Raw genomic sequence first — 26,960 nt, 5'->3', positions numbered from 1 at the left:
CTGGCCTGCGCGATACACCTTTTGCGCCGCGCAAAGTCAAGGGTTCAGGTCCAATGCATACCGCCCGCGCCCGCCAGAACCGCGCTTGCCATCGCCAAACGCTCTGGCGCAAGGCCAAGGACGGCGGCCGCCTCCAGCACGGTTTCGTCCCGCATCAGGGTAAATTCCAGCGCGGCGGCGGCCAGACCGGGGTCGGGCACGCCACCTTGCAGGCCAGTGCGCAACGCGTCCACCTCTGCGCCGCTGGCCGCAAGAAACACGTCCAACAGCTCTTCCTGAGCACATAGCCATAGCAGCACATCGCCCGCAATATCCTGCGCTTGGCTCTCTTGCATGGTTGTCCCCCCGTCGCGTGGCCCGGACCTTAAAGGCTTGTTAACCTCTTTGGCGCTACTCTCAGGCATTCAGATTTAAGCCGGAAAACGAATAAATGGCAGGCCAAATTCTTATTGCAGACGATCTTTCGTTAAACCGCACCGTTCTGCGGGGCAAACTGACCTCTGCGTGCTACCGAACCTTGACCGCAAATGGCGGCGTGTCCGCGCTGAAACTGGTGCATGAACACAGACCAGACCTTGTCCTGCTGGATTACCACATGCCGGATATGGACGGGCTGGCGGTGTGTCAGGCCCTGCGGGCGGATCGCAGCACCCGCGATATTCCCGTCATTCTGTTTTCGGCCAATGCAGACCATGCCCACCGGCTGAACGCGCTTGCAGCAGGTGCCGATGATTTCATGGCCAAACCGCTGGACGAAGCTTACCTGCTGGGGCGCATACGCAGCCTGTTGCGGAATGTGGCGCGACGGGATGAATGGCGCAACCACCCCAACACCGCCCTGCAAGCCGGCCTTGCCGAAAGCGCGGAGCCTTTTGCCATGCGGCCCGACATGGCACTTGTCACCGGGCGGGCAGAGGCGCGGGAGGGCTGGTTGTCGTCAATGGCCGCCATCTGGCCGGATGCGCGCTGGCACGACATTACCGTCCCCGCTGCGCTGGGGTTGGACGACCCTCGCAAAAGCCCGGACGTTTTCGTCATCACCCCCGACGCGATGGACCGCGCCGGTCTGCACGTAATTGCCGAATTACGATCACGGGCCGCAACCCGCCACGCTGAAATTTGCCTGATCCTGCCACCCGCTGCCCGCGCCGATGGGGCTATGGCGCTGGACCTTGGCGCGGCTGATATTCTGCCGCTGCCGCTGGACCGTGCCGAAACCAGATTGCGGCTGGAAAAGATCATCTCTCGAAAACGCTGCGCGGATGCCCAGCGCCGCGCATTGGAAAACCAGCTTGGGCTGGCGGCCTTTGACCCGCTCACGGGCTTGCACAATCGTAGCCACGCGCTGGCAGAATTCTCACGCGCGGTCGCCCAGAAAAATGCAGAATTCGCGTTGCTGCTGATCGATCTTGACCGGTTCAAGGACATAAATGACCAGCACGGGCACAACACGGGTGATGAGGTGTTACGACAGGTCGCCCAGCGCATGCGGCAGGATTTGCGACATGGTGACATTCTGTGCCGCTATGGCGGCGAGGAGTTTCTTCTTGCCATGCCCGATGCGGACATGTCCGTCGCCCGGCTTGTCGCCGAGCGGCTTTGCGCCCGCGTTGGTGATCACCCTTATATTTTGCGCGATGGGCTTGCAAAGCTGCGGGTGACGGCCTCTGTCGGCATCTCGGTGCATGACGCACCGGGGCGGGCCTTGACCACCGATATACTGAAACGGCTTATCGGGGCCTCGGATATGGCGTTGCGGGCCGCCAAGCACGCAGGCCGGAATCGGGTTGTCAGCGCGCAAAGCGCTGTCGCTTAGGCGGCCTGTGGTGACAGGCGCAACCCGCCTTCCCGCTCCAGAAACCGCACAACGGCATCGACCCCGCGCCCATTACGCAATTCGGCCATGACATAGGGCCGCGCACCGCGCGCGGCCTTTGTATCGGCTTCCAGAAGCGCGCGGTCGACGCCCACATAAGGGGCCAGATCGGTTTTGTTCACCACCAACATGTCGGAGCGTGTCACACCGGGCCCGCGCTTGCGTGGTATGTCCTGCCCCGCTGCCGTGTCGATCACATAGATCGTCAGATCCGCCAGTTCGGGGCTGAAGGTTGCCGCCAGATTGTCGCCACCTGATTCGATCAGCACAAGGTCCAGATCGGGGAACACGGCTGTCAGGTCAGCAATCGCCGACAGGTTGATCGAGGCATCCTCGCGGATCGCTGTATGCGGACAGCCGCCGGTCTCGACCCCCCGAATCCGCTCTGCGGGCAGCACCTGGGCACGCATCAGTGCCTCGGCATCCTCGCGCGTGTAGATGTCATTCGTCACCACAGCCATCGAGCACCGCGCAGCCAAGGCGCGGCACAAATGCTCGGTAAGGGTGGTTTTGCCAACACCGACAGGGCCGCCGATGCCGACACGCAAAGGTCCGTTGGTCATGTCTTGAATATCCTTACATCCAGAGTTTCGTGCGCCATGGCGAACAATTCGGCCCGGAACGCGCCGCTGGCCAGATCGTCGAGCTTGGCACCCGCCGCTCGTTCCGCTAGCGCGGCAATCCGCCCGTGTTGTGCTGCCAGAACCCTTTGCCCCGCTGCCTGCCCCAAGGGCACGAAACGCACGGCAGCAGAGGTCAGGTTACTGGCGAACGCGTGCAAATACAGCGCGATCACCGTGTGTGCGGACAGGTCCAAGCCGCGCGCCGCGCGCCCCACGGCCACGGGCAAGGCTTCGGCCACGGCATCCGCCTGCCCCATCTGCCCGCGCGCCAGCGCAAAGGCCGCGCCCTGTTCGGTCGTCTCTAGCAACCGCTCGGTGCTGCCCGAAAGCGCGCGCGCGGTTTGGTCCAGCGCCGCGAAATCCGCGCCGGCGCGCAACGCGCAGGCCAGAAGCACCGCGTCATTCCAGCCGGTGCCATGATCCAGAATTGCGGCCAACCATGAGGCGAACGCCTCGGCAGAGGCCACATCGCCCAACACGACCGCCTGTTCCAGCCCGTGCGAATAGGCGAACGCCCCCGTAGGGAAAGCCGGTGACAGCCATTGCACCAGCGACAGCAGCGCGGGCGCGTCAGGCATGGTGGTGGTCGTGATCATGGCTATGCCCCATGGTGCGGCCCATGCCATACGCGCCGCCCTCTGGCGTAAAGGGCCGTGTATCATGCGCGACCTCGGCGCCGAGCTTGGCCAGCATCGCCTCCAACACGTGGTCTTGGCGGATGACCAGCGCATCCGCGCCAATCTGGCAGGGCGTGTGCCGGTTGCCGATATGCCACGCCAGCCGCGCCAGATCGCCCCGCACCACCAGCACGGGTTCGGGCGCTGCCTGCACCGCAATCTCGCGCCCGTCTTCCAGCACAAACGCCTCTGACCCCGCCAGGTTCGTCACCTCGGGCAGGTCCACCAGAAACCCACGGCCCGACGCCGCGACAAGCTGTTTACGGCGCAAAAACCGTCCTTCATAATCCAGCGCGACGGTATCGCAGGCGTGATGCACATGGCTGTGGACCCGCACGGCTTTGGGATAATCTTGCATCACAATCCCTCAGAACAGGAAATACCGCTGCGCGAGCGGCAGTTCGGTGGCGGGTTCGCAGGTCAGAAGCTCGCCATCGGCGCGCACTTCGTAGGTTTCGGAGTGCACGTCTATCTGCGGTGTCGCGGCATTCAGCACCATATCGGATTTGCCGATATTGCGCGTTCCGCTGACCGCCAGAAGCTGCTTTTCCAGCCCCAGCTTGCCCTTGATCCCGTCGGCCAAGGCCGCGCCGGACACGAAGGTCACGGCAGAGTTCAACCGCGAGCGCCCATAGGCCCCCCACATGTTGCGGGTGTAGAAGGGCTGCGCGGGGATGGACCCGTTCGGATCCCCCATTTGCGCGCTGACAATGGTGCCGCCCATCAGCACCATTTCGGGCTTCGCGCCGAAAAACGCGAAGTTCCACAGGCACAGATCCGCGCGTTTGCCCACTTCGATGGAGCCGATATGCTCGGATATTCCATGCGCAATCGCCGGGTTGATGGTGTATTTGGCGATGAACCGGCGCACGCGCATGTTGTCGTTGTTGCCGGTTTCCTCTGGCAAGCGCCCGCGCTGCTTGCGCATTTTATCGGCGGTTTGCCATGTGCGGATGATCACCTCGCCCACGCGGCCCATGGCCTGGCTGTCGGACGCGATGATCGACATCGCGCCCATGTCATGCAGGATGTCCTCTGCGGCAATGGTTTCGCGGCGGATGCGGCTTTCGGCAAAGGCCACGTCCTCCGGCACCTTGTTGTCCAGATGGTGGCAGACCATCAGCATGTCCAAGTGCTCTTCGATCGTGTTGCCGGTATAGGGCCGCGTCGGGTTGGTCGAGGACGGGATCACGTTTTGCGAACTGACCACTTTCAGAATGTCGGGCGCATGGCCGCCCCCCGCCCCTTCGGTGTGAAACGCATGAATGGTGCGGCCGTTGATCGCAGCGAGCGTGTTTTCCACGAAGCCCGATTCGTTCAGCGTGTCGGTGTGGATCATGACCTGCACATCCATCGCATCGGCCACGCTTAGGCAACAGTCGATGGCGGCGGGGGTGGTCCCCCAATCCTCGTGCAGCTTCATGGCGGCAGCGCCTGCCGTGACCATTTCCTCTAGCGCGGCGGGCAGCGCGGCGTTGCCCTTGCACGACAGCGCGAGGTTTACCGGCATCGCCTCGAACGCTTGCAGCATCCGGCCAATATGCCACGGGCCGGGCGTGCAGGTCGTGGCCAATGTGCCATGCGCGGGGCCGGTGCCGCCGCCCAGCATGGTGGTTATGCCAGAGGCTAGCGCATCCTCTATCTGCTGCGGGCAGATGAAATGGATATGAGCATCGAACCCGCCTGCGGTCAGGATCTTGCCTTCGCCCGCGATCACCTCTGTCCCCGGACCGATGACGATGGTCACGCCCGGTTGGGTGTCGGGGTTGCCCGCCTTGCCGATCCCGGCAATCAGCCCGTCGCGCAGGCCCACATCGGCCTTGTAGATGCCCGAATGATCCACGATCAGCGCGTTGGTGATGACCGTGTCCGCAGACCCTTCGGCACGGGTGCGCTGGCTTTGGCCCATCCCATCACGGATAACCTTGCCGCCGCCGAATTTCACTTCTTCGCCGTAAATGGTCAGGTCGCGCTCGACCTCGATAATCAGGTCGGTATCGGCCAGGCGCACCTTGTCGCCCGTGGTGGGGCCGAACATATCGGCGTATGTGCCGCGGTCTATGCTGGCTGGCATTACAGTGCCCCCATAATTTTCTGGTTAAACCCATACACCTTGCGGTCGCCGCGATAGGGCACAAGCTGCACCTCGCGGATCTGGCCCGGCTCGAACCGGACGGCGGTGCCTGCGGCAATGTCCAGCCGGGTGCCTGTGGCGGCGGCACGGTCGAACTGCAAACCGGGGTTGGTTTCGGCAAAATGGTAGTGGCTGCCCACCTGAATGGGGCGGTCGCCGGTATTCGCCACGGTCAGGGTGATCGCCTCTTGCCCCTCGTTCAGGGTGATGGTGCCGGGCGCGGGAAAGACTTCTCCGGGGATCATGGGCGCTCCTTCAACGAATGGGGTGGTGGACGGTCACAAGCTTGGTGCCGTCGGGAAAGGTCGCTTCGACCTGAATGGAATGGATCATCTCGGGTATCCCCTCCATGCAGTCGGCGCGGGTGATGACATGCGCGCCCGCTTCCATCAGATCGGCCACCGACCGGCCATCGCGCGCGCCTTCGACCACGAAATCGGAGATCAGCGCCACCGCTTCGGGGTGGTTCAGCTTCACGCCACGCGCATGACGGTTGCGCGCGACCATGGCGGCCATCGAAATCAACAGCTTGTCTTTTTCACGGGGGCTCAGGTTCATGTCATTCCTCTGCGATTACATCTGCCACACGCGCGGCGGCGGCGTGCCGCGCCGCAAAACATGCAGCAATGACAGGATTTGCTGGCGCAATGGCCATCCATCGGCGGCCAGCAGGCGCACGACAAGCTTGCCGTCATCGGCACTGGCCGCGCCCTCGACCGCGTCATGGTTCAGCGCGGAACGGGCGGCGCCGACCGCATCCTCGGCCCCTTGCGCACACAGCACCAGCGTCGCAAAGGCGCGCGCACCGCGCAGGATTGCGCTTTGTCCGCCATGGGCCAGCGTCGCCGTGTCCAGCACCAAAGGCTCCAGAAACACGGGGGTACCCGCGCGGGTGATCTTGCGCCTGTCTCGTAAATTCAGCCGGCAAACATCCTCGCCCATTGCTGCGCGGCCCAGCACGACACTTTCCAGCAGCAGGCAGCCTGCGTCGGGCGCAAGCGCGACATGCGTGTCGCGCGCAACATCGCTGTCGTTGAACAGGATCGTTTCCTGCGGCAGCCAATCCAGCCAGCATCCCTCACCAACATCATGCGAAACGCGCACCCGCGCGGCACCGTCATTGGCGCGATACGCCCGCTCTGCGGTCTGGGTGGTGGCCGTGACCTGCGCAGCATTGGACAGCGAAACGCTGTAATCCAGCCTGTCGCCGCTGGTCAGCCCACCCGATGTATTCAGAAATACCACTTCCGGCCGCCCGCTGATCCGGGGCAATTGCGCCTTGGCAGACCCGATCTGACGCAACTGTCCCAAACGCGCGCCGTCAAAGGTCACACGGGCCTCGCCCATGCTCCGTTGCATCTTCACATGTTGGCCGGAATCAAGCATCGCGCCCCCTTGGCGGTCACTTGATACCGGCTGGCCGCGAGAGCGCAGGCCATGCGCCCCGCCACAAAAGCAAGCGCCGCCCGTTTGCCTATGAAACGAGCGGCGTTAGCGCGAGTCGCACAAAAAACAGGCGGATTAAAAAGTCACGCGGGGGTGGACGAAACCCCGACATGCGCAGGGCGCAAAAGCTGGTCATGCAGCTTGAACCCTTCGGCCATCACCTGAATGATCTGGCCTGCCTTGAAGTCGGGAACAGGCGCCTCGAACATGGCCTGATGCAGGTGCGGGTCAAACCGGTCGCCCACTTCGGGGCAAATGCGCTCGACACCGTGTTTCTGCAAAATCCCAGTCAGTTCGCGCAAGGTCAGCTCAACCCCGTCAACCAAGCCAGCGGCGGCGGCACGGGTTTCGTCATTCGCCGCGTTCAACGCACGGGCAAGGTTGTCATAGACCGGCAACATATCCCGCGCGATCTTTGAGCCGCCGTAAAGCTGCGCATCACGCCGGTCCTTCTCGGCGCGTTTGCGGCTGTTCTCGGCCTCGGCCAGCGCGCGGATCATCCGGTCGCGCATGTCGTCGCGCTCTGCCTCGACCTGCACCAGTTGCTCTTCCAAAGCCGCAACAGGGTCCAGATCGGTGCTTTCCGGCGTTTCGCCTTCGGCCTCCGGCATCTCGGCTTCGGGGGTGGGGGTTTCTTTTGGCTCGGCCATATTCGGTCCTCAATCTGCGCGGCGGGAGTCGTTTAGCAAACGCCCGACCAGTTGCGCGGTATAATCCACAATCGGCACGATTCGTCCGTAATTCAACCGTTTCGGGCCGATCACGCCAACCGCGCCAATAACCTTTCGTTCGGCGTTCATATAAGGAGAAACAACCAAAGTTGAACCCGTAAGCGAAAAAAGCCGGTTCTCTGCGCCAATGAAAATGCGCACACCGTCGCCCTGCTCGGTCAGTTCCAGAAACTCCGTGATGTCGCGCTTGCGTTCCAGATCGTCAAACAGGTTGCGAATGCGTTCGAAATCCTCTGCCGTTGCGTCATCCAGCAGGTTAGAGCGGCCCCGCACGATCAACCGTTCCTGCGGTTCGCCCTCGTTTTCCCAGACAGCAAGCCCCTGCTCCACCATCGCCTGCGCCAGCGTGTCAATCTCGCGGCGGTTGCGTGCCAACTCTGACCGGAACCGCGCCAATAGCTGCGCCACGCTTGCACCCTCTGCCATCGAATTGAGATAATTCGCCGCCTCGCGCATGGCCGACGGCGTCATCCCCTTGGGGGGTGTGAAAATCCGGTTCTCGACATGACCATCGGTGAACACCAGAACCACCAGCGCGCGATCGGGCGACAGGCTGACAAAGTCGATATGTTTGACCGCCGCCTCATACTTTGGCGACAGCACCAGGGATGCGCCTTGCGTCACCCCGCTCAGCGCCCCGCCGATCTGTTCCAGCATTGTGCCCATATCGCGTTCGTTGCTACCCATGGTCTGGTCCAGCTTGGCGCGGTCGCCATCATCCAACGGCGACACTTCCAGCAGCGAATCGACAAACAGGCGCAGCCCCAGATTGCTTGGCACCCGCCCGGCAGACACATGCGGGCTGTCCAATAACCCAAGGTATTCAAGGTCTTGCATGACGTTTCTTACCGTGGCGGCGGAAACCTTCTCACTCAGCCCACGGGTCAGCGTGCGCGACCCCACGGGGCCGCCCGTGTCCAGATACGCCTCGACCACGCGGCGAAACACCTCGCGCGAGCGGTCATTCATCTCGCTTAGCAAACTTGCGGTATCGCGTGGCTCCGACATACCCTGAAACCTCTGTTTGGGCCGCCCGACAGCACTGCATAAACACGCCCGATTCAAGCCCAAAACAGCTTGCATTGCGGCGCGGGCGCCCTGTATCGGGGGGCAACCCCCTTGAAAGGACATGCAATGCGCCCCTCTGGCCGTGATTTAAACACCCTCCGCGATATTTCAATCGAAACCGGCGTCACCATGCATGCCGAGGGATCGTGCCTTATGTCGATGGGCACCACCAAAGTGCTCTGCACCGCCTCGCTCGAAGATCGCACGCCGCCCTTCTTGCGCAATACCGGCCTCGGCTGGGTCACGGCCGAATACGGCATGCTGCCCCGCTCTACTGGAAGCCGTATGCGGCGCGAGGCGGCCTCGGGCAAGCAGCAAGGTCGCACCGTGGAAATTCAGCGCCTTATCGGGCGGTCGTTGCGCGCTTGCGTAGACCGTTCTGCACTGGGCGAGCGTCAGATCACCATTGATTGCGATGTCATTCAGGCCGATGGCGGCACCCGCTGCGCGGCCATTACCGGCGGTTGGGTCGCGCTGCGTCTGGCCGTGAACAAGCTGCTGAAAGCGGGCGATGTGGTCAGCGACCCGATCACCGACCATCTGGCCGCGGTTAGCTGTGGCATCTATGCCGGTCAGCCCGTGCTGGATCTGGACTATGCCGAGGACAGCACCGCCGGCGTGGACGGCAATTTCATTCTGTTGGGCAGCGGTCGCATGGTCGAAGTACAGATGAGCGCCGAGGGTGCCACCTTCAGCCGCGCAGAGATGGACCAGCTTCTGAACCTTGCCGAACAAGGTGTGGGCACATTGGTCGCAGCGCAGAAAGCCGCGATTGCATGACGCGCAGGTTCACCCAGAACACGCTGCTGATCGCCACGCATAACGCGGGTAAGCTGGAAGAATTCCGTCAGATCATGACGCTCTTGGGCATCACAGTCACCTCTGCGGCGGAACACAACCTACCCGAACCCGAGGAAACGGAAACCACTTTCATCGGAAACGCCCGGATCAAGGCACATGCGGCCGCCAAGGCAACCGGCCTTCCCGCACTGGCAGACGATTCGGGGCTGGAGGTGATGGCACTGGATGGCGCGCCCGGCGTCTACACCGCCGATTGGGCGCAAACCCCCACAGGGCGCGACTTTGTGATGGCCATGGAGAAGACCCACGCCAAGCTGGTCGACGCCCAAGCACCACAACCCTGGCACGCCCGCTTTTGCTGCACGCTGGTTCTGGCATGGCCCGACGGTCATGACGAGGTGGTCGAGGGCCACGCAAACGGCACCCTTGTCTGGCCCCGTCGCGGGCAGGACGGGCACGGCTACGACCCCATGTTCCAGCCCGATGGCCATGACCGCACCTTTGCCGAAATGTCCGCGCATGACAAAAACGCGCTTTCCCATCGCGGCAAGGCCATTGCCGCGCTCTTGGCTGCCGTTTTTGCCAGCTAACCTTGTGCAGGCTTCATCTTGCGCCAAATACTCGCAGGGGTCCGGGGGCGGCAGCCCCCGGCGGTTCAGGGATTGCGCGGATGGATGATTGGCAGAATGGCGGCTTCGGCCTCTATGTGCATTGGCCGTTTTGTCAGGCCAAATGCCCCTATTGCGACTTTAACAGCCATTTCAGCGCCCATGTCGATCAAACCGCATGGGCCCGCGCCTACCTGTCCGAGATTGACCGCATCGCCGCACAAACCGGGCCGCGCGTGCTGAACACCATCTTTTTCGGCGGCGGAACGCCCTCGCTTATGAATCCCGAGAGCGTGGCGGCGATCATCGACCGAGCCCGGGCGTGCTGGCCTGTTGCGAATGATCTGGAAATCACACTCGAAGCCAACCCGACATCGGTCGAAGCGGGTCGTTTCCGCGCCTTTGCTGCTGGTGGCGTGAACCGTATTTCCATGGGAATTCAGGCGCTTAATGATGATGATCTAACACGGCTCGGCAGGTTGCATTCGGTCGCCGAGGCCCGCGCGGCCTTCGACATCGCGCGCAAGACCTTTGACCGTGTCAGTTTTGACCTGATCTATGCCCGCCAGTTCCAGACCCTTGCGGCGTGGCAGAAGGAATTATCGGAGGCGCTGTCGATGGCTGTGGACCATCTGTCGCTCTATCAACTGACGATCGAGCCGGGCACTGCCTTTGGCGCGCGCGCCGCCAAGGGCGGGTTGAAGGGCTTGCCCGACGACGAGATTGCCGCCGATATGTATCTGGCCACGCAAGAGATTTGCGACCGCCACGGCCTACCCGCCTACGAGGTGTCCAACCACGCCCGCCCCGGCGCGCAATCGCGCCACAACCTTATTTATTGGCGCTACGGCGACTATGCGGGCATCGGTCCGGGCGCGCATGGGCGGCTAACGCTGGGCGGGCAGCGTTGGGCCACGCAAACCCCGCTGATGCCGGCTATTTGGCTGGATCAGGTCGGCACTCTCGGCCATGGCGAGGCACCGAGAGAGGCGATACCGCCCGAAGAGCAAGCATTAGAACACATTATGATGGGGCTACGGCTGTCAGAAGGTCTAGATATAGACCGTTTTGCGCATCTGAACGGCGCCCCCCTACCGCAATCCCGAATCGACACGCTTGTCGAACATGGGTTGCTTCGGCAGGCTGGCGCGCGACTGACCGCAACGCCTCAAGGGCGCGCGGTGCTAAACGGTATCTTGCGAGAGTTGCTTACTTAGGCGTCCCAAGGAGAGAGCACAGCCTGTCTAACTGGTCCATGTTCCGATACGCCACCGAGATACGCCCTTTGCCGCCGCCATCATACTCTATGGAAACTTTCATCCCCAGCGCAGCCGAAAGGTCATTTTCCAACGCCTGCGTATCGCTGTCCTTGTCTTTGGTGCGCGGCTTGGGCTTGGACCCGCCAGCGGGCCGCTTCATCAGCGCCTCTGTCTGACGGACTGACAGCCCCTCTGCGACCACTTTGCGCGCAAGGCTACCGGCATCCTCTGACGTGACCAGCGCGCGCGCGTGGCCCGCGCTTAACTTGCCGTCGCGCAGCAAGACTTGCACATCCTCTGGCAGGTTCAACAGGCGCAGCAGGTTCGCGATATAGGAGCGGCTTTTGCCCAGAACATCGGCCAGCTTTTCCTGAGTGTGTCCGAACCGTTCGATCAGCGCGCGGTAGCCCTGCGCCTCCTCGACCGCGTTCAGATCCGAGCGCTGCACATTCTCGATAATCGCAATCTCCAACACCTCGGTGTCGGAAAACTCGCGTATAACGACCGGCAATTCGTGCACCTGCGCCCGCTGCGCCGCCCGCCACCGCCGTTCGCCCGCAACAATCTCATAAACCTCGCCCTTGGCACGCACCACAAGCGGCTGGATGACGCCCTTCTCGCGAATGGATGCGGCGAGTTCAGCCAGCGCCGTTTCGTCAAAGTGGCGGCGCGGCTGGTCAGGGTTGGGCACCAGGGATTCTACCGGCAAGGTCAGCACCGGTGCGCGGGCGGCGCTGCCAGAATCCTGTTCCATTGCAACGTCAGCCATCAACGCCGACAATCCGCGGCCCAAACCGCCCCGCTTCTCGGGCTTGCGGTCCGTCATAGCGCCGCCCCTTCGTGTTCCCGCTTGCCATGTTTGGCCATCAGTTCGGATGCAAGCTCTCTGTAAGCAATCGAGCCTTTGGACTGCGGATCATATTGCAGGACCGGAACTGCATAAGACGGCGCCTCGGACACGCGGACATTGCGGGGAATCATCGTCTTGAGCACCAGATCCCCCAGATTGTCGCGCGCATCCGCCTCCACCTGCTGTGCAAGGTTGTTGCGGCGGTCATACATTGTCAGCAGAATACCCTCGATCCGCAAACTCGCATTGGCGGTTTCGCGCAATTCGCGAATGCTAAGCATCAGTTGCGACAGACCTTCAAGCGCGAAAAACTCTGCTTGCAAAGGCACCAGAACAGAATGTGCGGCGACCATCGCGTTCACTGTCAGCAAATTCAGCGATGGCGGGCAATCAATCAGAATGTAATCGAATGCGGCATCAACAATTGCAGGCTGGCGGAGCGCATCCTGAAGCAGATATGTCCGCCGCGCCCGCGACATCAACTCAATATCGGCAGAGGACAGATCAGTCGTGGCAGGCACCACCCAAAGCGACCCATTTCCAACCTGACGCATGATGTCAGATGCGGGCGCATCTCCAAAAATCAGGTCGTAGGTCGTATGTTTGCGGGTGCTGCCCTCTATGCCCAGGCCGGTAGAGGCATTTCCCTGCGGGTCGATGTCGATCAGAAGGGTTTTTAGCCCGGATTCTGCCAGCGCGGCGGCAAGGTTGATCGCGGTGGTCGTTTTTCCAACCCCGCCTTTTTGGTTTGCAATCGCAATGACCCGCGTTTTCGTCTGGCTAGACACGTTTGATATCCCTCAAGGCTAAGATGCGCGCCAAATTGTCAGTTTGGCTGACATGGCTTGCCAAAGTAAACTGCCACTCGGCGCGCGCGGCTTCAAGCTCTGCCGCGTGATTTTTGCCCTTCGGCAGCAATGCGACCGCATCATCGGCCATATGGCGCGCGACAAGCGGCAAAAGCGCAGGCAGCGGCGCAAGCGCACGGGCGGTCACAACATCCGCGCGCTGCGGCTCCAGCCGTTCTGCGCGTTCCGATTTAACCGTCATGTTCAGGGCAAGTTCATGCTTGCAAGTAGCCAGAAAAGCCGCTTTGCGCTTGTCACTCTCGACCAATGTGAAATGACAGCTTGGGGCAAGCTCTTGTAACATGATCGCACAAACAACACCCGGCAGACCACCGCCGGAGCCAAGATCAACCCAATGCGCCGGTGTACTCGGGGCAAGTCCGACAATCTGCATCGAGTCTTCGATATGGCGCGACCATAGATCGTCAATCGTGGACGCCGCCACAAGATTTATACGCGGGTTCCACCGGCGGATCAGGTCGCAATATATGCGCAGTTTTTGCAGTGTTTCACGTGAAACAGGGCCATTGACGAGTTGTTCATTCATGCTGTGCTGCGCCTATCACGATCCTTCAGGCGCGCAAGAATCAATACCAAAGCGGCAGGTGTCATGCCGTCAATACGGGCCGCTTGAGCCATGGTTTTCGGTCGCGCTCGCGTAAGCTTGTCAGCCAGCTCTCTCGATAGACCATTGATATCGCTGTATACTATGTCATCCTGAATGGCTCTGGCCTCATCCGAACGCAGCGCCGCGATCTGGCTTTCCTGCCGTTGCAAATACGCCGAATAAACCACTTCTTTTGAAATCTGCTCGCGTGTATCCTGCGGAATTTCACCCAACTCTGGCGCTAAGACATCGATTGCTTCGAAGCCAAAGCCCGAGAGGCCAATCAATTCCAGCGCGGACCGGCGCACACCGTCTTCGCTGATCTTGTAACCTGCGGAGCGCAGCTGACCAGGGGTAAAACTGCGCGCACGCAGCTCGGCGCGCGCACTTTCCAGAGTATTCATCTTCTTTTCAAAAGCTGCTTGTCGTTCAGGACCGATACAGCCCCATTGCACACCTAGGGCAGTCAAGCGCTGGTCAGCGTTATCAGCCCGCAAGGACAGCCGATATTCTGCGCGCGATGTAAACATACGGTAAGGCTCTGACACGCCACGCGCCGTCAGGTCGTCAATCATCACCCCGATATAGCTGTCGGCGCGACCGAACTGTAGCGGCGCCCGCCCTTGTGCCCGGCAAGCTGCGTTCAACCCGGCAACAAGCCCTTGCGCGCCCGCTTCTTCATATCCGGTCGTTCCGTTAATCTGCCCGGCCATGAACAGCCCTTCCAAGGCCGAAAGCTGCAATGACAGGTCCAGCGCGCGCGGGTCAATGTAGTCATATTCAATGGCATAACCGGGTTGGAGGATTTCGACCTGTTCTAGCCCCTGAATACTTTTGACGTACTCTGCCTGAACCTCGGCCGGCAGCGAGGTCGAGATGCCATTGGGATAGACCGTATCGCTGTCCAAGCCCTCTGGCTCCAGAAAGATCTGGTGCGAGGTTTTATCGGCAAAGCGGGTGATCTTGTCCTCTATGGACGGACAATAGCGCGGCCCGACGCCTTCAATCTGGCCCCCATACATCGCGGAGCGCGACAGGTTTTCGCGGACGATATCGTGCGTGCGTGGGTTTGTGTGCGTTATCGCGCAAGCGATTTGCGGCGCAATCGTGCGGCTTGTCAAAAAGGACATATACGCAGGATCGCTGTCGCCCGGCTGCGTTTCCAGCGCAGCCCAATCAATGCTCGACCCGCGCAGACGCGGCGGCGTGCCTGTTTTCAGGCGGCCCATCGGCAGGCCCAAACCGCGCAACTGCTGTGCAAGAATGGTCGAGGCCGAATTCCCCATACGCCCCGCCGGGAATGTCTGTTCCCCAATAAAGACCTTGCCCCCCAAAAACGTGCCGGTCGTCAGCACGACAGATGTCGCGTTGAGTGTGGTATCGCCGTTTAGCTGCACGCCCGTAACGGTTTGGCCCGTGAGTGACAGAGCCGTCACCTCGGCTTCGATCACATCTACACGGCTGGCTTGGGCGACAATGTCCGAAATCGCGGTCCGATACCGCGCACGGTCGGCCTGCACACGCGGCCCTTGAACCGCTGGCCCCTTTGACCGGTTCAACAACCGATATTGGATCGCGGCAAAATCAGCCGCCTGCCCCATTGCGCCATCAAGCGCATCAATCTCGCGGACAAGATGACCTTTGCCAAGGCCGCCGAAAGCAGGGTTGCAGGACATAACGCCAAGATCGTCCTGCCGAAACGTTACCAGCGCGGTCGCACAGCCCATGCGCCCTGCGGCGAGGGCAGCTTCAACACCGGCGTGGCCACCACCAACGACAATGACATCGTATTGTTTCACGTGAAACACTCCTATTTGCCGATGCAGAAACTGCTGAAAATGTCGCCCAGCACGTCCTCGACATCTACAACGCCGATGAGCGAATCAAGCGCGGTGATCGCGATGCGTATGTCTGCTGCCACAAGCTCTTCAATATAGCTGCCCGAGCCAATTTTATCAATTGCATTGGATATCGCGGCAAGCCCATCTTTCATCGCAGTTTGGTGTCGCGCTCGGACTGTTACCCCGTCGCGCGCAGTCATTTGTGACAGCCGATTCGTCACCTCTGCCATTAACCAATCCAGGCCTGCCCCTGTCACTACGGAGATGCCATCATCGCTCGCTGGCCCAAGGTCAGACTTACTCCGAACCACTATATCTTGTGGGTCTGATGGCGAAACCGTGCCTATATAGTCAGCAGGCTGCAAGATGATCCGCAGGTCGGCTTGTTCTGCCCGCGCACGCCCTCGGGCAATGCCGATGGCCTCGACCTGCTCAGCCGTGTCGCGCAATCCGGCCGTGTCCAGAAACGTCACAGCGTAACCGCCCACATCCATGCGCACTTCCAGCACGTCGCGCGTTGTTCCCGCAATATCCGATGTGATCGCCGCCTCTCGACCCGCCAAAGCATTCAAAAGGCTAGACTTTCCAGCATTCACAGGGCCGACCAGTGCAACCTCGAACCCCGTTTGGACACGCTCACGCGCCCGCTGGCCTGCTATTTCCGCAGTCAGCCCATCAGCGACCGCGCGCAATTCGGCCAGAATTTCGGCATCAAAATTGCCGACATCTTCCTCAACAAAGTCGATAGAAGTTTCCACAAGCGCCGCCGCTTTCACCAGATGCGCCCGCCAGCCCGCGACGACCTTCCCGATCGCCCCATCCAGCACCCGCAGCGCCTGCCTGCGCTGGCTTTCAGTTTCAGCTTCCAGCAGGTCGCTAAGTGCCTCGACCTGAGTCAGGTCCATCATGCCATTGTCGAGCGCGCGGCGGGTGAACTCTCCAGGCTGGGCCATGCGCAAGCCGTGATCCTGCGCAAGGCAACGCTCGATCGCGGTGACGGTGGCAAGGCTGCCATGCACCATCAGTTCCGCCACATCCTCGCCTGTGAAGCTGGCGCCCTTTGCAAAGGCGACAACCAGCGCGGAGTCGAGCCTTTCGCCAGAACCGTCACGCAACATCCGCAAGCCTGTCTGGCGCAGCGGCGGCAAGCTTCCAGCCATAGCGGAGGCGGTGGCGTGGGCACAAGGGCCGGATATACGGATAACAGCAACGCCCGATTTTCCACGGGCCGAGGCCAGCGCGAAAATCGTATCCATGGCGTCAGGCGTTCATCGAGTCGAAGAAATCGCTGTTTGTCTTGGTTTGTTTCAACTTGGAAATCAGGAACTCGATGGCATCTGTCGTGCCCATCGGGTTCAGGATGCGCCGCAGAACGAAGGTCTTTTGCAGGTCGGTCTTGTCGATCAGCAAGTCTTCTTTCCGGGTGCCGGACTTCAGAATGTCCATGGCCGGGAAAACGCGCTTGTCGGCGACCTTGCGGTCCAGCACGATTTCAGAGTTGCCGGTGCCTTTGAATTCTTCAAAGATCACCTCGTCCATGCGCGACCCGGTGTCGATAAGTGCGGTTGCGATGATCGAGAGCGAGCCACCTTCTTCGATGTTCCGCGCGGCACCAAAGAAACGCTTCGGGCGTTGCAGGGCGTTGGCATCCACACCGCCTGTCAGCACCTTGCCCGACGATGGCACAACAGTGTTGAAGGCACGGCCAAGACGGGTGATCGAGTCGAGCAGGATCACAACATCGCGCTTGTGTTCGACAAGGCGCTTGGCCTTTTCAATGACCATTTCCGCAACAGCGACGTGGCGCGTCGCAGGCTCGTCAAAGGTGGAGGCAATGACCTCGCCCTTCACGGACCGCTGCATGTCGGTCACTTCCTCTGGGCGCTCGTCAATCAGCAGCACGATCAGGTAACATTCCGGGTGGTTCTTGGCGATGCTATGCGCAATGTTCTGCAACAGCACGGTTTTACCCGTCCGGGGCGGTGCAACGATCAAGCCACGCTGACCTTTACCCAAGGGTGACACAAGGTCGATGATCCGGGCAGATCGGTCCTTGGTCGCGGGGTCGTCCGTTTCCATCCACAGCCGTTCGTCAGGATACAGCGGCGTCAGGTTGTCGAAATGCACCTTGTGGCGCGACTTGGCGGGGTCATCGAAGTTGATCTGCGTCACCTTGGTGATCGCGAAATAACGCTCATTTTCCGACGGGGCCTGAATGATGCCTTCGATCGTGTCGCCGGTGCGCAGCGAATATTGGCGGATCATGTCTGGCGAGACATAGATGTCATCCGGGCCGGGCAGATAGTTTGCTTCCGGCGCGCGCAAGAACCCAAAGCCGTCCTGCAACACTTCCAGCACGCCTTCGCCGTAAATCTCCCAGCCTTCCTCTGCCCGCTCTTTCAGGATCGAGAACATCATCTCGCCCTTGCGCATGGAGGGGGCGTTTTCGATGTCCAGCTCTTCGGCCAAAGCCAACAGTTCCGCCGGGCTTTTCGCCTTCAGGTCGGACAGGTTCAGGCGGTCGAGCGTGTCGAGATCGGTATCGAGCATGGGAAATCCTGTTGGCCCGCGCGGGGGCCGGGTCTGGAACGGTCGCAATGTTTCACATGAAACGCCGGTCGCCGGACGGCGGGGCAGGATTGCGGATAGACCAAAGCCGAAGCCAAGTCAATCTGGCTCAGAACTTCACGACAACAGAGATCACGATGATGACCATCATCAGTGTCGGCACCTCGTTCATCATGCGGTATTGGCGACCAGTCAGACTATTGCCATCCGCCTCGAATATGCGCCGACGCCGGGCGCACCATATGTGGAACCATGTCATCCCGATCAATGCCGCGAATTTCGAATAGGGCCAGACCGCCCCCAGGTCCAACACCCACGGCATCGCCGCCATAGTCAGGCCAGTCACCCATGCAACAATCATCGCAGGGTTCATGATGACCCGTAGCAGCTTGTCTTCCATAACCTTGAACGTCGCGCTCTGCTCTGCGTTCTGCCCACGCTCCACATGGTAGACGAACAGTCGCGGCAGATAGAACAAACCAGCCATCCAGCTTATCACGGCCATGATGTGCAGAGCCTTGATCCAAGGGTAGAGCGTTATCAGCATGGGGTGTCCTTTCGGGGCATTCTATAAATAAAGAAAAGAATAAAGGAAATGATGTAGTAGATAGGGCCTGTGGATATGGGGATTACAGAAACGCCCACCGTTTTATACACAGGGCATTTCGTCGCGCGGTAACGAAGATCACAAAGAAAAACCATATTTTTCAGATATATAGGTTAGATCAAAAGTAGAACATTAATAAACCGTTCTTGTCCGTCCGAAAGTTTGCACATGCGGGTGCAAGGGTTCCTGACAGGTGGATAACCGCTGTGTGAAACTTGCAAGACATGTGGGAACATGGCAGCACCGACCAAAAGGCGCGGGTCATGCCCAAGCCGTACCGTGTTTTCCGCTGAGTCGCTCACAAGGATATCCACATGGCGCTTGTTCTTGCATCGGCCTCGACCATTCGGGCAGACATGCTGCGCCGCGCTGGGTTGGAGATTGATATCATGCCTGCTCGGATAGACGAGAGCGCGATCCGCGATGCCCTGATTTCTGACGGTGCGCCGCCGCGTGATGTGGCTGATGCGCTGGCAGAGGGCAAGGCCCGCAAGGTCGCGGGACGGTTGCCGGGCAAACTGGTGTTGGGCTGCGATCAGGTGTTGTCCATGAAGGGGCGGCTCTATGAAAAGCCTGCGACCGTTCAGCAGGCACGCGCGCAACTGGCGGAATTGCGCGGCCAGACGCATCAGCTTTTATCGGCCGCCGTTCTTTACGATGGTGCAGAGCCCGTCTGGCGACATGTGGGTGTCGCGCGTCTGACCATGCGGCCGTTCAGCGACGCGTATCTGGACGACTATGTCACCCGCAACTGGCCCGGAATTGGCAGTTCGGTCGGGGGATACAAGCTAGAGGAAGAGGGCGTGCGCCTGTTCGCGCAGGTTGTGGGTGATTATTTCACCATTCTTGGCCTGCCAATGCTGGAATTGTTGAACTATCTTAGCCTGCGCGGAGAGATTGACGGATGAAAATTCCCTTGGCCGGGGTGATTGGCTGCCCCGTCGGGCATAGCCGTTCACCCGTTTTGCACGGAACATGGCTGCAACAGCATAGGATTGCAGGGCATTATGTGCCACTGCATGTGGAAGCGGCCGATCTTGTTGGGGTGCTGCACACCATGCCGCGGATGGGCTTTGTCGGCGCGAATGTCACGATTCCGCATAAAGAGGCAGTTCTTGCGCTGGCGGATGACGTGTCCGAGACGGCATTGCGCATTGGTGCGGCCAATACACTGACATTCGGCCCGGACGGGCGGCTGCATGCCGACAATACCGACGCCTATGGGTTCATCGCCAATCTTCGCCAGAACGCACCAAGCTGGGACGCTGCCAGCGGTCCGGCCCTGGTTCTGGGTGCGGGGGGCGCCGCGCGTGCGATCATCGTGGCGTTGCAAGATGCCGGTGTGCAGGAAATCTATCTGACCAACCGCACCGCCGCCCGTGCAGAGGGGCTGGCGCAAGAGTTTGGCGTGACCGCACTACCTTGGGCAGACCGCGCGCGGCGTTTGCCAGAGCTTTCGTGCCTGATAAATACGACCTCGCTGGGCATGGCAGGGCAAGCGGCACTGGATCTCGACCTGACCGCGTTGCCTGCAACGGCCCTTGTGACCGACATAGTCTATACCCCGCTGGAAACCCCGCTTCTGGCGCAGGCCCGCGCGCAGGGGTGCATGGCGGTGGACGGGTTGGGAATGCTGTTGCATCAGGCCGTGCCGGGGTTCGAGCGCTGGTTCGGCACACGGCCAGAGGTGACGGATGCCTTGCGCGCCGCTGTGCTGGCAGCATGACCTATCGCCTTGGGTTGACCGGCTCTATCGGGATGGGCAAATCCACCACTGCGGAAATGTTCCGCGCGTTGGGCGTGCCGGTCTGGGATGCGGATGCAGCCGTGCACAGGCTGTATGCAGGCCCTGCTGTCGGCCCGGTGGGAGAGATTTGCCCGAGCGCGGTGGTGAACGGCCATATTGACCGATCTGCGCTGAAAGACTGGATTGCGCGCGACAGCTCTGCGCTGGGCAAGCTGGAAGCGGTGGTGCACCCGCTGGTCGCCGCCGACCGCGCTGCATTTATCGCTCAGGCCGATGCGCCGCTTGTGGTTCTGGATATTCCACTTTTGTTTGAAACCGGCGCCGATGTGAACGGGGTGCTGGTTGTGACCGCTCCGCCGGATGTGCAACGTGCCCGCGTGCTGGCCCGGCCTGGGATGGATGACGCACAGCTAGACCGCATTCTGGCCCGTCAGATGCCGGATGCCGAAAAGCATGCCCGCGCCGATTTCGTGATCGAAACACTGGATATGGACAGCACCCGCGCTGCCGTGCAAGATCTGGTGGCAAAGCTGGGGGGTGCGGCGCATGCGTGAAATCGTGCTGGATACGGAAACCACGGGGTTCGAACCCGACCAAGGCGACCGGATTGTTGAAATCGGGGCGCTGGAAATCGTGAATTTGCGGCCCACGGGCCAGACTTTTCACGTTTATATCAACCCCGAGCGTGGCATGCCCGACGGGGCATTCGGCGTGCACGGGATCGGCCCGGACCTGCTGGCAGAGCCGCGCCCCGCGCGGGATGGCGAGGTCACGTTGCGCGACAAGCCGGTCTTTGCGCAGGTGGGGCAAAAGTTTCTGAACTTCGTGGGCGACGCGAAGCTGGTCATCCACAACGCGGCCTTCGACATGAAATTTCTGAATTTCGAGCTTGGGCGCATGGGTTTGCCGCAGCTTGAATGGCCGCGCGCGGTCGACACACTGGCAATCGCGCGCAAGAAATTCCCCGGCTCTCCGGCGTCGCTGGATGCGTTGTGCCGCCGGTTCGGCATAGACAATTCGTCGCGCAGCTTGCACGGCGCGCTGTTGGATAGCGAAATTCTCGCAGAGGTGTATCTGGAACTGATGGGCGGCGCGCAGCCCGATTTCGCGCTGTCATCCGAGCCGATTAACGCGGGCGGCACCGTGCAACGCGCACCCTTGCCGAAACGCCCAAAGCCGCTGCCTGCGCGCCTGACCGACGCGGAAGCCGCGGCGCACGCCGCTTTTGTCGCAGCGCTTGGGGATGAAGCTGTCTGGAAAAACTACGGCTGAAAAGCGGGCGCGCTGTGCGCCCGCAGGTCAGGTTCAGTTCGGCATTGGCGCAGTTTTGCCTGCCGCAGCTTGCGCAGCCGCCTGCCGCTGCACTTCCTGACGGTAGAGTGCCAGAAAATCGACGGTGTCCAGATTCAGCGGCGGGAAGCCGCCGTCGCGTGTGACATCCGAAATAATGCGGCGCGCGAAGGGAAAGATCATGCGCGGGCATTCGATCAGCAGGAAGGGGTGCAACTGCTCTTGCGGCACGCCCTCGACCATGAACACGCCGACATAATCCAGTTCAATCATGAACAGAACCTGATCGTCAGACTTGTTCTTCGATGTGATCTTGAACTTGGTTGCCACGTCATACTGGTTCTCTGCTTCGCGCTTTTGCGCGTCCAGACTGACCTGAACCTGAATATCGGGCTGCACATTCGCGCCTTGCAGCTTTTTCTGCGCGGCGACGTTTTCAAACGACATGTCGCGCATGTATTGCGCCAGAATGCGCATATTCACTTTCGGAGTTTCTGGCTGCGCGCCATTGCCTTCGGTGGGAGTGTCGGCTTCGGTCATCGGTTCGCTCTCTCATGAAAAGGTAGAATTCTGATTGCGGCGGTGTTTAGCAGCAGGCGCGCCGCGCCTCAATCCCGGTAATGGCGCGGGTCCGGTGGCAGGCGATCGGGGTCGCCCTCGGCGCCTGCGGTATAGTCGCCGTCGATGATGTCGTCGCGGGGGGCAGGGCGCGCCTGCACCACCACCCTGCGCAAGACCAGCATGCGTAACATGGGGACCAGCAGCAGCAAGCCAAGCGCATCTGTGAAAAACCCCGGTACGACCAGCAACAACGCGCCGATCATGCGCAATGCGGAATGCGCCATCGGACTTGCGGGGCTGCGGTCTTGTGCCAGTGCTGCACGGATGTCGGTCGCGTTGCGGTAAGGTTCGAGCCGCATCAGAAACACGCCAAGCGCGCCGCTCGCGAAAATTTCAAGAAAAGTGCCCAAAACGCCCAAAGCGCCGCCCAACTGCACGAAAAGCACGATTTCCAGCAATGGAACCGCCAGAAAGGCCAGCAATATCGGCATGTCTTCCCCTCTTTCCCCAAGGATCGGGCCGCTTGTGGTGGACTTGCCCGTGTCGCCACCTTACATAGGCATGAGTAACGCCATACCAACCCTTGGCAGAGGTAACAATGGACCCCGCCGTGATCCAACTACTCGTTCTTGCAGGCATAGCCGTGTTTTTGATACTGCGGCTGCGGTCGGTGCTTGGCACCCGAGACGGGTTTGAAAAAACGCCCGTCTCTCGTGATGCGCCGTCTGCGCCCAGCGCGCGAAAACCAGCATTCGAGGTGATAGAGGGCGGGCCCGACACTGACATTACCGACCATGTTCCGGAAGGGTCCGACAACGCCAAAGCGCTGGCACGGATGAAAGCTGTCGATCCCGAATTCGGCGTCAGCGACTTCATGCAGGGCGCGCGTGGTGCCTATGAAATGATCCTGATGGCATTCGAATCCGCCGATATGGAATCTATCCTGCCGTTTCTGTCGCGCGATGTGTTCAACAGCTTTGACGAAGTGGTGCAGATGCGCGAGCGCGAAGGGCTTGTGGTCGAAGCGTCTTTCGTGGGGCTGCGCGAAATAGAGATCGTTGAGGCCACTTTCGATGAAACCACCAAAGAGGGGGAAATCACCCTGCGCTTTGTGGGTGAATTGACGCAAGCCGTGCGCAAATCCGAAAGCGGTGAGTTGGTCGAGGGTGATCCGAATGCGATCAAGCGCCAGAAAGATGTCTGGACTTTTGCCCGCGACATGACCTCTGACAGCCCGAACTGGAAACTGGTCGCAACCGGCGATTAAGCTGCAGAGAAGGAGAGGGGCATGTCGCGCAAAAAGCGCCCTGCGCTCAGCCCCGAAGACCGCGAATTGTGGGCGCGGGTCGCACAGACCGCGCGCCCATTCAAAACCGACTTGGCGCGCATGTTTGACCAAGCCGAGGTCGCAGACGAACCCGCTCCCCAAAAAGCCCCTCCAACCCCGCCTCGGGCGCTGCGTAGCCTGCGCCCTGTGGGCACGGATACGGCCCCGCCGCCCCATAACCTTGGCCGACCTTTGTCAGAGTCTTTGGCGGATGCGCCCGTCACGATGGATAAGCGCCGCTTCCAGCGTATGACACGGGGAAAGTTGCAGCCCGAAGCGCGGATCGACCTGCATGGCATGACCTTGGGACAGGCGCATGGCGCGCTGAACGGGTTCATCTTGCGAGCACAATCACAGGGGTTGCGACTTGTGCTGGTGATTACCGGCAAGGGACGACAGGTCGAGGATGACGGCCCGATCCCGCGGCGTCGTGGGGCTTTGAAACACGACGTGCCCCAATGGCTGCGCATGGCCCCGTTGTCCGGCGCGGTGCTGGAGCTGCGCGAGGCCCATGCCCGCCACGGCGGAAGCGGGGCCTATTACGTTTACCTGCGGCGGATGCGCTGAGGACAGGCGGGCGCGCGACCGTGGCGCCCACCCACCCACCCGCGCTCGGTCGCGCGCAAAGGTCGGGGGCTCTGCCCCCACATGGCTGCGCCATGTTCCCCCGGGATATTTGGGCAAGGATGAAAATCAGGCGCTTTCGCTTGGCAAGACAAGGGTTTTGCGGCAAAGCATGGCCGCATGAGATTTGCATTCCAGATAGAGGCTCGGGACGGGCGCGCGCGACAGGGCAGGATTGACACGCCGCGTGGCGAAATCCGCACACCCGCCTTCATGCCTGTTGGCACGGCAGCGACCGTGAAGGGCATGTTGCCTGAACAGGTGCGCGAGACCGGTGCCGATATCCTGCTGGGCAATACCTATCATCTGATGTTGCGCCCCAGTGCCGAGCGGATCGCCGATCTGGGCGGGTTGCACAAGTTCATGAACTGGGATCGGCCCATCCTGACGGATTCGGGCGGCTTTCAGGTTATGAGCCTGGCGAATTTGCGCAAGCTGACCGAAGAGGGCGTGCGCTTTGCCAGCCATGTCGACGGGTCGCGCCACATGCTGACACCAGAGCGGTCGATGGAGATCCAGCGCCTGCTGGGGTCTGATATCGTGATGGCGTTTGATGAATGCACGCCGTTTCCGGCCGATGAGGCCTTGGCGCGCGCGTCTATGGAGCTGTCGATGCGCTGGGCGCAGCGGTCGCGCGAGGCTTTTGGCGATCGGCCCGGTTATGCGCTGTTCGGGATACAGCAGGGGTCCGTCTACAAGGATTTGCGCGCCGAAAGCGCCGAAGCGCTGACTGCCATCGGTTTTGATGGCTATGCCATTGGCGGTCTTGCCGTAGGCGAGGGGCAGGAGCTGATGTTCGACGTGCTGGATTACGCACCCGGCCAATTGCCCGACGACAAGCCACGCTACCTGATGGGTGTGGGCAAGCCCGACGATATTGTTGGCGCGGTGCAGCGCGGCGTGGATATGTTCGATTGCGTTTTGCCCACGCGCTCTGGCCGCACCGGGCAAGCCTGGACCGCGCGCGGGTCCGTGAACCTGCGCAACGCGCGGCACCGCGACGACCCGCGCCCTTTGGAAGAGGGCTGTGATTGTCCTGCCTGTACCAAGTATAGCCGTGCTTATCTGCATCATGTGGTGCGGCTGGATGAAATGATCGCAGGCATGCTGCTGACATGGCATAACCTGCGCTACTATCAACGCCTGATGGCCGGTTTGCGCGGGGCAATTGCGACAGCCCGGCTGGACGCCTTCGTGGCTGAGTTCCACGCACTGCGCGCCCAAGGCGATATAGACCCGATATAAAGAAAGGCAGACCATGGCCGCCGATATGCTTTCGACAATCGTCAAACCCATCCACCGCGAGGGACACAAGTTCCTTGCCATTTTCGGTGTCGTCACGGTGGCCCTGTTCCTGCTGTGGGAGCCTTTGGGCTGGATTGGCTTGGGCCTGACGGTCTGGTGCTACTACTTCTTTCGCGATCCTGATCGCCAGACACCATTGCGCGAAGGGCTGCTTGTCAGCCCCGCCGACGGTGTGATCTCGCTGATCGAACCCGCCGTTCCCCCGGCAGAGCTGGAGATGGGCGACCAGCCGTTGACCCGCGTTTCGGTCTTCATGAACGTGTTCAACTGCCATGTGAACCGCGTGCCGGTTGCCGGGCGAATCACCAAGATCGCATATCGTCCCGGCAAATTCCTGAACGCGTCTTTGGACAAGGCATCCGTCGACAATGAGCGCAACGGGCTGGCCGTGGAACTGGCCGATGGCCGCCAGGTTGGTGTGGTGCAGATCGCTGGCCTCGTGGCGCGCCGCATTCTGTGCGAAGTGCAGGAGGGCCAAGACATGGAAACCGGAGAGCGGTTCGGCATGATTCGCTTTGGATCGCGCGTAGATGTTTATCTGCCCGACGGGGTGGAGCCGCTGGTGGCGCTTGGCCAGACCATGATTTCGGCTGAAACCGTGATCGCGGACCTGACCAGCACCGAGCCGCGCCGCATCGCAGGCGTGCGCTGATGCAACGCGACAGTCTCTCGCTTGTGCAACTTGTCCCGAATGTCGTCACGATACTGGGGATGTGCGCGGGGCTGAGCGCGATTCGCTACACTTTCGCCGAACGGTACGAATTGGCGGCAGCGCTGATAATCGTTGCCGCCATTCTGGACGGGTTGGACGGGCTTTTGGCCCGCAAACTGAACGCGGCCAGCAGCTTCGGGGCCGAGCTCGACAGCTTTGCCGATTTCGTCAGTTTCGGGGTGGCGCCCGGTATTCTGGTCTACGGTTATGCGCTCAATGGCATGGCGGCGGGCTTCGGCTGGGTGTTTGTGCTGACATTCGCGGTCTGCGCCTGTTTGCGGCTTGCGCGGTTCAACCTGTCGCGCAGCAAGCCCGATGGCGGCATGATCCGGCACTTCATTGGAGTGCCGGCGCCAGCGGGCGCCATGCTGGGGCTGTTGCCAGTGTATCTGGGGTTGGCAAACGTGCTGGACCCGGCAAGCATCCCTGTGCCGGTTGCGCTTTATCTTGGGGCTGTGGGCCTGCTGATGGTGTCGCGCTTGCCCACCCCGTCGCTAAAGGCGATCCGCATCGCGCGCCGTCACGCCATTTGGGTGTTGGTGGGCGCAAGTGCCTTTGTTGGTCTGCTGTTTCTGCGCACATGGGCGACCTTGGTGGTCGCAGACCTTGTCTATTTGGCGGTGTTGGCCACGCTCAGCCTGCGCCGTGCGATGACCCGCAAAACATGACATTCCAGCAAAAAACCCACGGCTTTGCGCTTGACGCCGCCCGCGCCATTGCGTAATTGCCCCCTATCGCGCGGTTGTAGCTCAGTTGGTTAGAGTACCGGCCTGTCACGCCGGGGGTCGCGGGTTCGAGCCCCGTCAACCGCGCCACTTTCAAAACCCCCTCGCCCCTTGGGCCGGGGGTT

Annotated in this window: 32 protein-coding genes and 1 tRNA gene; 14 read left to right on the top strand and 19 right to left on the bottom strand. The window is 61.1% G+C overall.

Going from position 1 to position 26,960, the window contains the following annotated elements; all coding sequences use genetic code 11:
- Positions 1 to 44: 44 nt before the first annotated feature.
- Positions 45 to 335 (bottom strand): DUF3572 family protein, encoded by a 291-nt coding sequence (locus tag ROE7235_RS05210; RefSeq protein WP_183073333.1) that lies wholly within the window; start codon positions 333 to 335, stop codon positions 45 to 47.
- A 95-nt stretch (positions 336 to 430) separates the two neighbouring features.
- Here ROE7235_RS05210 and ROE7235_RS05205 point away from each other — a divergent pair, with 95 nt between their 5' ends.
- Positions 431 to 1,816, top strand: coding sequence for a diguanylate cyclase domain-containing protein (locus tag ROE7235_RS05205; RefSeq protein ID WP_121093616.1), 1,386 nt, complete (start codon positions 431 to 433; stop codon positions 1,814 to 1,816).
- Here the strand turns inward: ROE7235_RS05205 and ureG are convergent.
- From ureG to hrcA, 9 genes are all read right to left on the bottom strand, one after another.
- Entirely contained in the window at positions 1,813 to 2,439 is a 627-nt protein-coding gene (gene ureG, locus ROE7235_RS05200) for an urease accessory protein UreG (RefSeq protein WP_121093615.1), read from the bottom strand. The genes ROE7235_RS05205 and ureG overlap by 4 nt on opposite strands.
- Complete coding sequence (locus tag ROE7235_RS05195) at positions 2,436 to 3,095, bottom strand: urease accessory protein UreF (RefSeq protein ID WP_245963880.1); 660 nt, start codon at positions 3,093 to 3,095, stop codon at positions 2,436 to 2,438. Before ROE7235_RS05195 ends, ureG begins: the two co-directional genes overlap by 4 nt.
- Positions 3,070 to 3,534, bottom strand: a complete 465-nt coding sequence (locus tag ROE7235_RS05190) for an urease accessory protein UreE (RefSeq protein ID WP_121093614.1) — start codon at positions 3,532 to 3,534, stop codon at positions 3,070 to 3,072. Before ROE7235_RS05190 ends, ROE7235_RS05195 begins: the two co-directional genes overlap by 26 nt.
- 9 nt (positions 3,535 to 3,543) lie before the next feature.
- Complete coding sequence (gene ureC, locus ROE7235_RS05185; RefSeq protein ID WP_121093613.1) at positions 3,544 to 5,250, bottom strand: urease subunit alpha; 1,707 nt, start codon at positions 5,248 to 5,250, stop codon at positions 3,544 to 3,546.
- The gene (locus tag ROE7235_RS05180) at positions 5,250 to 5,555 is read right to left on the bottom strand and encodes an urease subunit beta (RefSeq protein ID WP_121093612.1); all 306 of its coding nucleotides are present in this window, start codon (positions 5,553 to 5,555) and stop codon (positions 5,250 to 5,252) included. Before ROE7235_RS05180 ends, ureC begins: the two co-directional genes overlap by 1 nt.
- 10 nt (positions 5,556 to 5,565) lie before the next feature.
- A complete protein-coding gene (locus tag ROE7235_RS05175; protein ID WP_121093611.1) occupies positions 5,566 to 5,868 on the bottom strand; it encodes an urease subunit gamma in 303 nt (100 codons plus the stop codon).
- Between the two features lie 15 nt (positions 5,869 to 5,883).
- Positions 5,884 to 6,696, bottom strand: a complete 813-nt coding sequence (locus ROE7235_RS05170) for an urease accessory protein UreD (RefSeq protein ID WP_121093610.1) — start codon at positions 6,694 to 6,696, stop codon at positions 5,884 to 5,886.
- 143 nt (positions 6,697 to 6,839) lie between these two features.
- A complete protein-coding gene (locus tag ROE7235_RS05165; RefSeq protein ID WP_121093609.1) occupies positions 6,840 to 7,406 on the bottom strand; it encodes a nucleotide exchange factor GrpE in 567 nt (188 codons plus the stop codon).
- Positions 7,407 to 7,415: 9 nt separating this feature from the next.
- Entirely contained in the window at positions 7,416 to 8,495 is a 1,080-nt protein-coding gene (hrcA, locus tag ROE7235_RS05160; protein ID WP_121093608.1) for a heat-inducible transcriptional repressor HrcA, read from the bottom strand.
- A gap of 126 nt (positions 8,496 to 8,621) precedes the next feature.
- Between hrcA and rph the strand changes: the two genes are divergently transcribed.
- From rph to hemW, 3 genes are all read left to right on the top strand, one after another.
- Complete coding sequence (gene rph / locus ROE7235_RS05155) at positions 8,622 to 9,335, top strand: ribonuclease PH (protein ID WP_121093607.1); 714 nt, start codon at positions 8,622 to 8,624, stop codon at positions 9,333 to 9,335.
- Positions 9,332 to 9,946: an RdgB/HAM1 family non-canonical purine NTP pyrophosphatase gene (gene rdgB / locus ROE7235_RS05150; protein ID WP_121093606.1), complete on the top strand. Its 615-nt coding sequence runs from the start codon at positions 9,332 to 9,334 to the stop codon at positions 9,944 to 9,946. Before rph ends, rdgB begins: the two co-directional genes overlap by 4 nt.
- Before the next feature lie 80 nt (positions 9,947 to 10,026).
- Complete coding sequence (hemW, locus tag ROE7235_RS05145; RefSeq protein ID WP_121093605.1) at positions 10,027 to 11,181, top strand: radical SAM family heme chaperone HemW; 1,155 nt, start codon at positions 10,027 to 10,029, stop codon at positions 11,179 to 11,181.
- Here the strand turns inward: hemW and ROE7235_RS05140 are convergent.
- The 7 genes from ROE7235_RS05140 to hemJ all read right to left on the bottom strand — a co-directional run bounded on the left by ROE7235_RS05140 (position 11,174) and on the right by hemJ (position 18,484).
- Positions 11,174 to 12,049 (bottom strand): ParB/RepB/Spo0J family partition protein, encoded by an 876-nt coding sequence (locus ROE7235_RS05140; protein WP_121093604.1) that lies wholly within the window; start codon positions 12,047 to 12,049, stop codon positions 11,174 to 11,176. The genes hemW and ROE7235_RS05140 overlap by 8 nt on opposite strands.
- A complete protein-coding gene (locus tag ROE7235_RS05135; RefSeq protein WP_121093603.1) occupies positions 12,046 to 12,870 on the bottom strand; it encodes a ParA family protein in 825 nt (274 codons plus the stop codon). Before ROE7235_RS05135 ends, ROE7235_RS05140 begins: the two co-directional genes overlap by 4 nt.
- A complete protein-coding gene (rsmG, locus tag ROE7235_RS05130) occupies positions 12,854 to 13,468 on the bottom strand; it encodes a 16S rRNA (guanine(527)-N(7))-methyltransferase RsmG (RefSeq protein ID WP_121093602.1) in 615 nt (204 codons plus the stop codon). Before rsmG ends, ROE7235_RS05135 begins: the two co-directional genes overlap by 17 nt.
- Positions 13,465 to 15,336, bottom strand: a complete 1,872-nt coding sequence (gene mnmG, locus ROE7235_RS05125) for a tRNA uridine-5-carboxymethylaminomethyl(34) synthesis enzyme MnmG (protein ID WP_121093601.1) — start codon at positions 15,334 to 15,336, stop codon at positions 13,465 to 13,467. Before mnmG ends, rsmG begins: the two co-directional genes overlap by 4 nt.
- Positions 15,337 to 15,338: 2 nt before the next feature.
- Positions 15,339 to 16,625 carry a tRNA uridine-5-carboxymethylaminomethyl(34) synthesis GTPase MnmE gene (mnmE, locus tag ROE7235_RS05120; protein ID WP_121093600.1) on the bottom strand — a complete coding sequence of 429 codons (1,287 nt, stop codon included), beginning with the start codon at positions 16,623 to 16,625 and terminating at the stop codon, positions 15,339 to 15,341.
- A 4-nt stretch (positions 16,626 to 16,629) separates the two neighbouring features.
- Positions 16,630 to 17,919 carry a transcription termination factor Rho gene (gene rho, locus ROE7235_RS05115; protein WP_121093599.1) on the bottom strand — a complete coding sequence of 430 codons (1,290 nt, stop codon included), beginning with the start codon at positions 17,917 to 17,919 and terminating at the stop codon, positions 16,630 to 16,632.
- Between the two features lie 127 nt (positions 17,920 to 18,046).
- Entirely contained in the window at positions 18,047 to 18,484 is a 438-nt protein-coding gene (hemJ, locus tag ROE7235_RS05110; RefSeq protein ID WP_121093598.1) for a protoporphyrinogen oxidase HemJ, read from the bottom strand.
- Positions 18,485 to 18,858: 374 nt separating this feature from the next.
- Here hemJ and ROE7235_RS05105 point away from each other — a divergent pair, with 374 nt between their 5' ends.
- Genes ROE7235_RS05105 through dnaQ form a run of 4 tightly spaced genes read left to right on the top strand, consistent with a single transcriptional unit; the run spans position 18,859 to position 21,563 of the window.
- Positions 18,859 to 19,452: a Maf family protein gene (locus ROE7235_RS05105; RefSeq protein WP_121093597.1), complete on the top strand. Its 594-nt coding sequence runs from the start codon at positions 18,859 to 18,861 to the stop codon at positions 19,450 to 19,452.
- Positions 19,449 to 20,270, top strand: a complete 822-nt coding sequence (locus ROE7235_RS05100) for a shikimate dehydrogenase (RefSeq protein ID WP_121093596.1) — start codon at positions 19,449 to 19,451, stop codon at positions 20,268 to 20,270. The genes ROE7235_RS05105 and ROE7235_RS05100 overlap by 4 nt, the downstream gene beginning before the upstream one ends.
- A complete protein-coding gene (coaE, locus tag ROE7235_RS05095) occupies positions 20,267 to 20,845 on the top strand; it encodes a dephospho-CoA kinase (protein WP_121093595.1) in 579 nt (192 codons plus the stop codon). Before ROE7235_RS05100 ends, coaE begins: the two co-directional genes overlap by 4 nt.
- A complete protein-coding gene (gene dnaQ, locus ROE7235_RS05090) occupies positions 20,838 to 21,563 on the top strand; it encodes a DNA polymerase III subunit epsilon (protein WP_121093594.1) in 726 nt (241 codons plus the stop codon). The genes coaE and dnaQ overlap by 8 nt, the downstream gene beginning before the upstream one ends.
- 33 nt (positions 21,564 to 21,596) lie before the next feature.
- Here dnaQ and secB read toward each other — a convergent pair whose 3' ends face one another.
- The gene (gene secB, locus ROE7235_RS05085; protein ID WP_121093593.1) at positions 21,597 to 22,121 is read right to left on the bottom strand and encodes a protein-export chaperone SecB; all 525 of its coding nucleotides are present in this window, start codon (positions 22,119 to 22,121) and stop codon (positions 21,597 to 21,599) included.
- A 68-nt stretch (positions 22,122 to 22,189) separates the two neighbouring features.
- Positions 22,190 to 22,633: an FxsA family protein gene (locus ROE7235_RS05080; protein ID WP_121093592.1), complete on the bottom strand. Its 444-nt coding sequence runs from the start codon at positions 22,631 to 22,633 to the stop codon at positions 22,190 to 22,192.
- Between the two features lie 107 nt (positions 22,634 to 22,740).
- Here ROE7235_RS05080 and ROE7235_RS05075 point away from each other — a divergent pair, with 107 nt between their 5' ends.
- From ROE7235_RS05075 to ROE7235_RS05050, 6 genes are all read left to right on the top strand, one after another.
- Complete coding sequence (locus ROE7235_RS05075; RefSeq protein ID WP_121093591.1) at positions 22,741 to 23,409, top strand: Tim44/TimA family putative adaptor protein; 669 nt, start codon at positions 22,741 to 22,743, stop codon at positions 23,407 to 23,409.
- Positions 23,410 to 23,430: 21 nt separating this feature from the next.
- Positions 23,431 to 24,036: a Smr/MutS family protein gene (locus tag ROE7235_RS05070; RefSeq protein ID WP_121093590.1), complete on the top strand. Its 606-nt coding sequence runs from the start codon at positions 23,431 to 23,433 to the stop codon at positions 24,034 to 24,036.
- A gap of 177 nt (positions 24,037 to 24,213) precedes the next feature.
- Positions 24,214 to 25,338, top strand: coding sequence for a tRNA guanosine(34) transglycosylase Tgt (tgt, locus tag ROE7235_RS05065; RefSeq protein WP_121093589.1), 1,125 nt, complete (start codon positions 24,214 to 24,216; stop codon positions 25,336 to 25,338).
- Positions 25,339 to 25,351: 13 nt separating this feature from the next.
- Entirely contained in the window at positions 25,352 to 26,050 is a 699-nt protein-coding gene (locus ROE7235_RS05060; RefSeq protein ID WP_121093588.1) for a phosphatidylserine decarboxylase, read from the top strand.
- Positions 26,050 to 26,778 (top strand): CDP-diacylglycerol--serine O-phosphatidyltransferase, encoded by a 729-nt coding sequence (gene pssA / locus ROE7235_RS05055; RefSeq protein WP_245963879.1) that lies wholly within the window; start codon positions 26,050 to 26,052, stop codon positions 26,776 to 26,778. The genes ROE7235_RS05060 and pssA overlap by 1 nt, the downstream gene beginning before the upstream one ends.
- A gap of 70 nt (positions 26,779 to 26,848) precedes the next feature.
- Positions 26,849 to 26,925 (top strand) — tRNA-Asp (locus ROE7235_RS05050).
- Positions 26,926 to 26,960: the final 35 nt, after the last annotated feature.

This window comes from Roseinatronobacter ekhonensis, assembly GCF_900499075.1.
GTDB classification, from domain to species: domain Bacteria; phylum Pseudomonadota; class Alphaproteobacteria; order Rhodobacterales; family Rhodobacteraceae; genus Roseinatronobacter; species Roseinatronobacter ekhonensis.
This window is presented reverse-complemented; position numbering and strand designations above follow the sequence as displayed.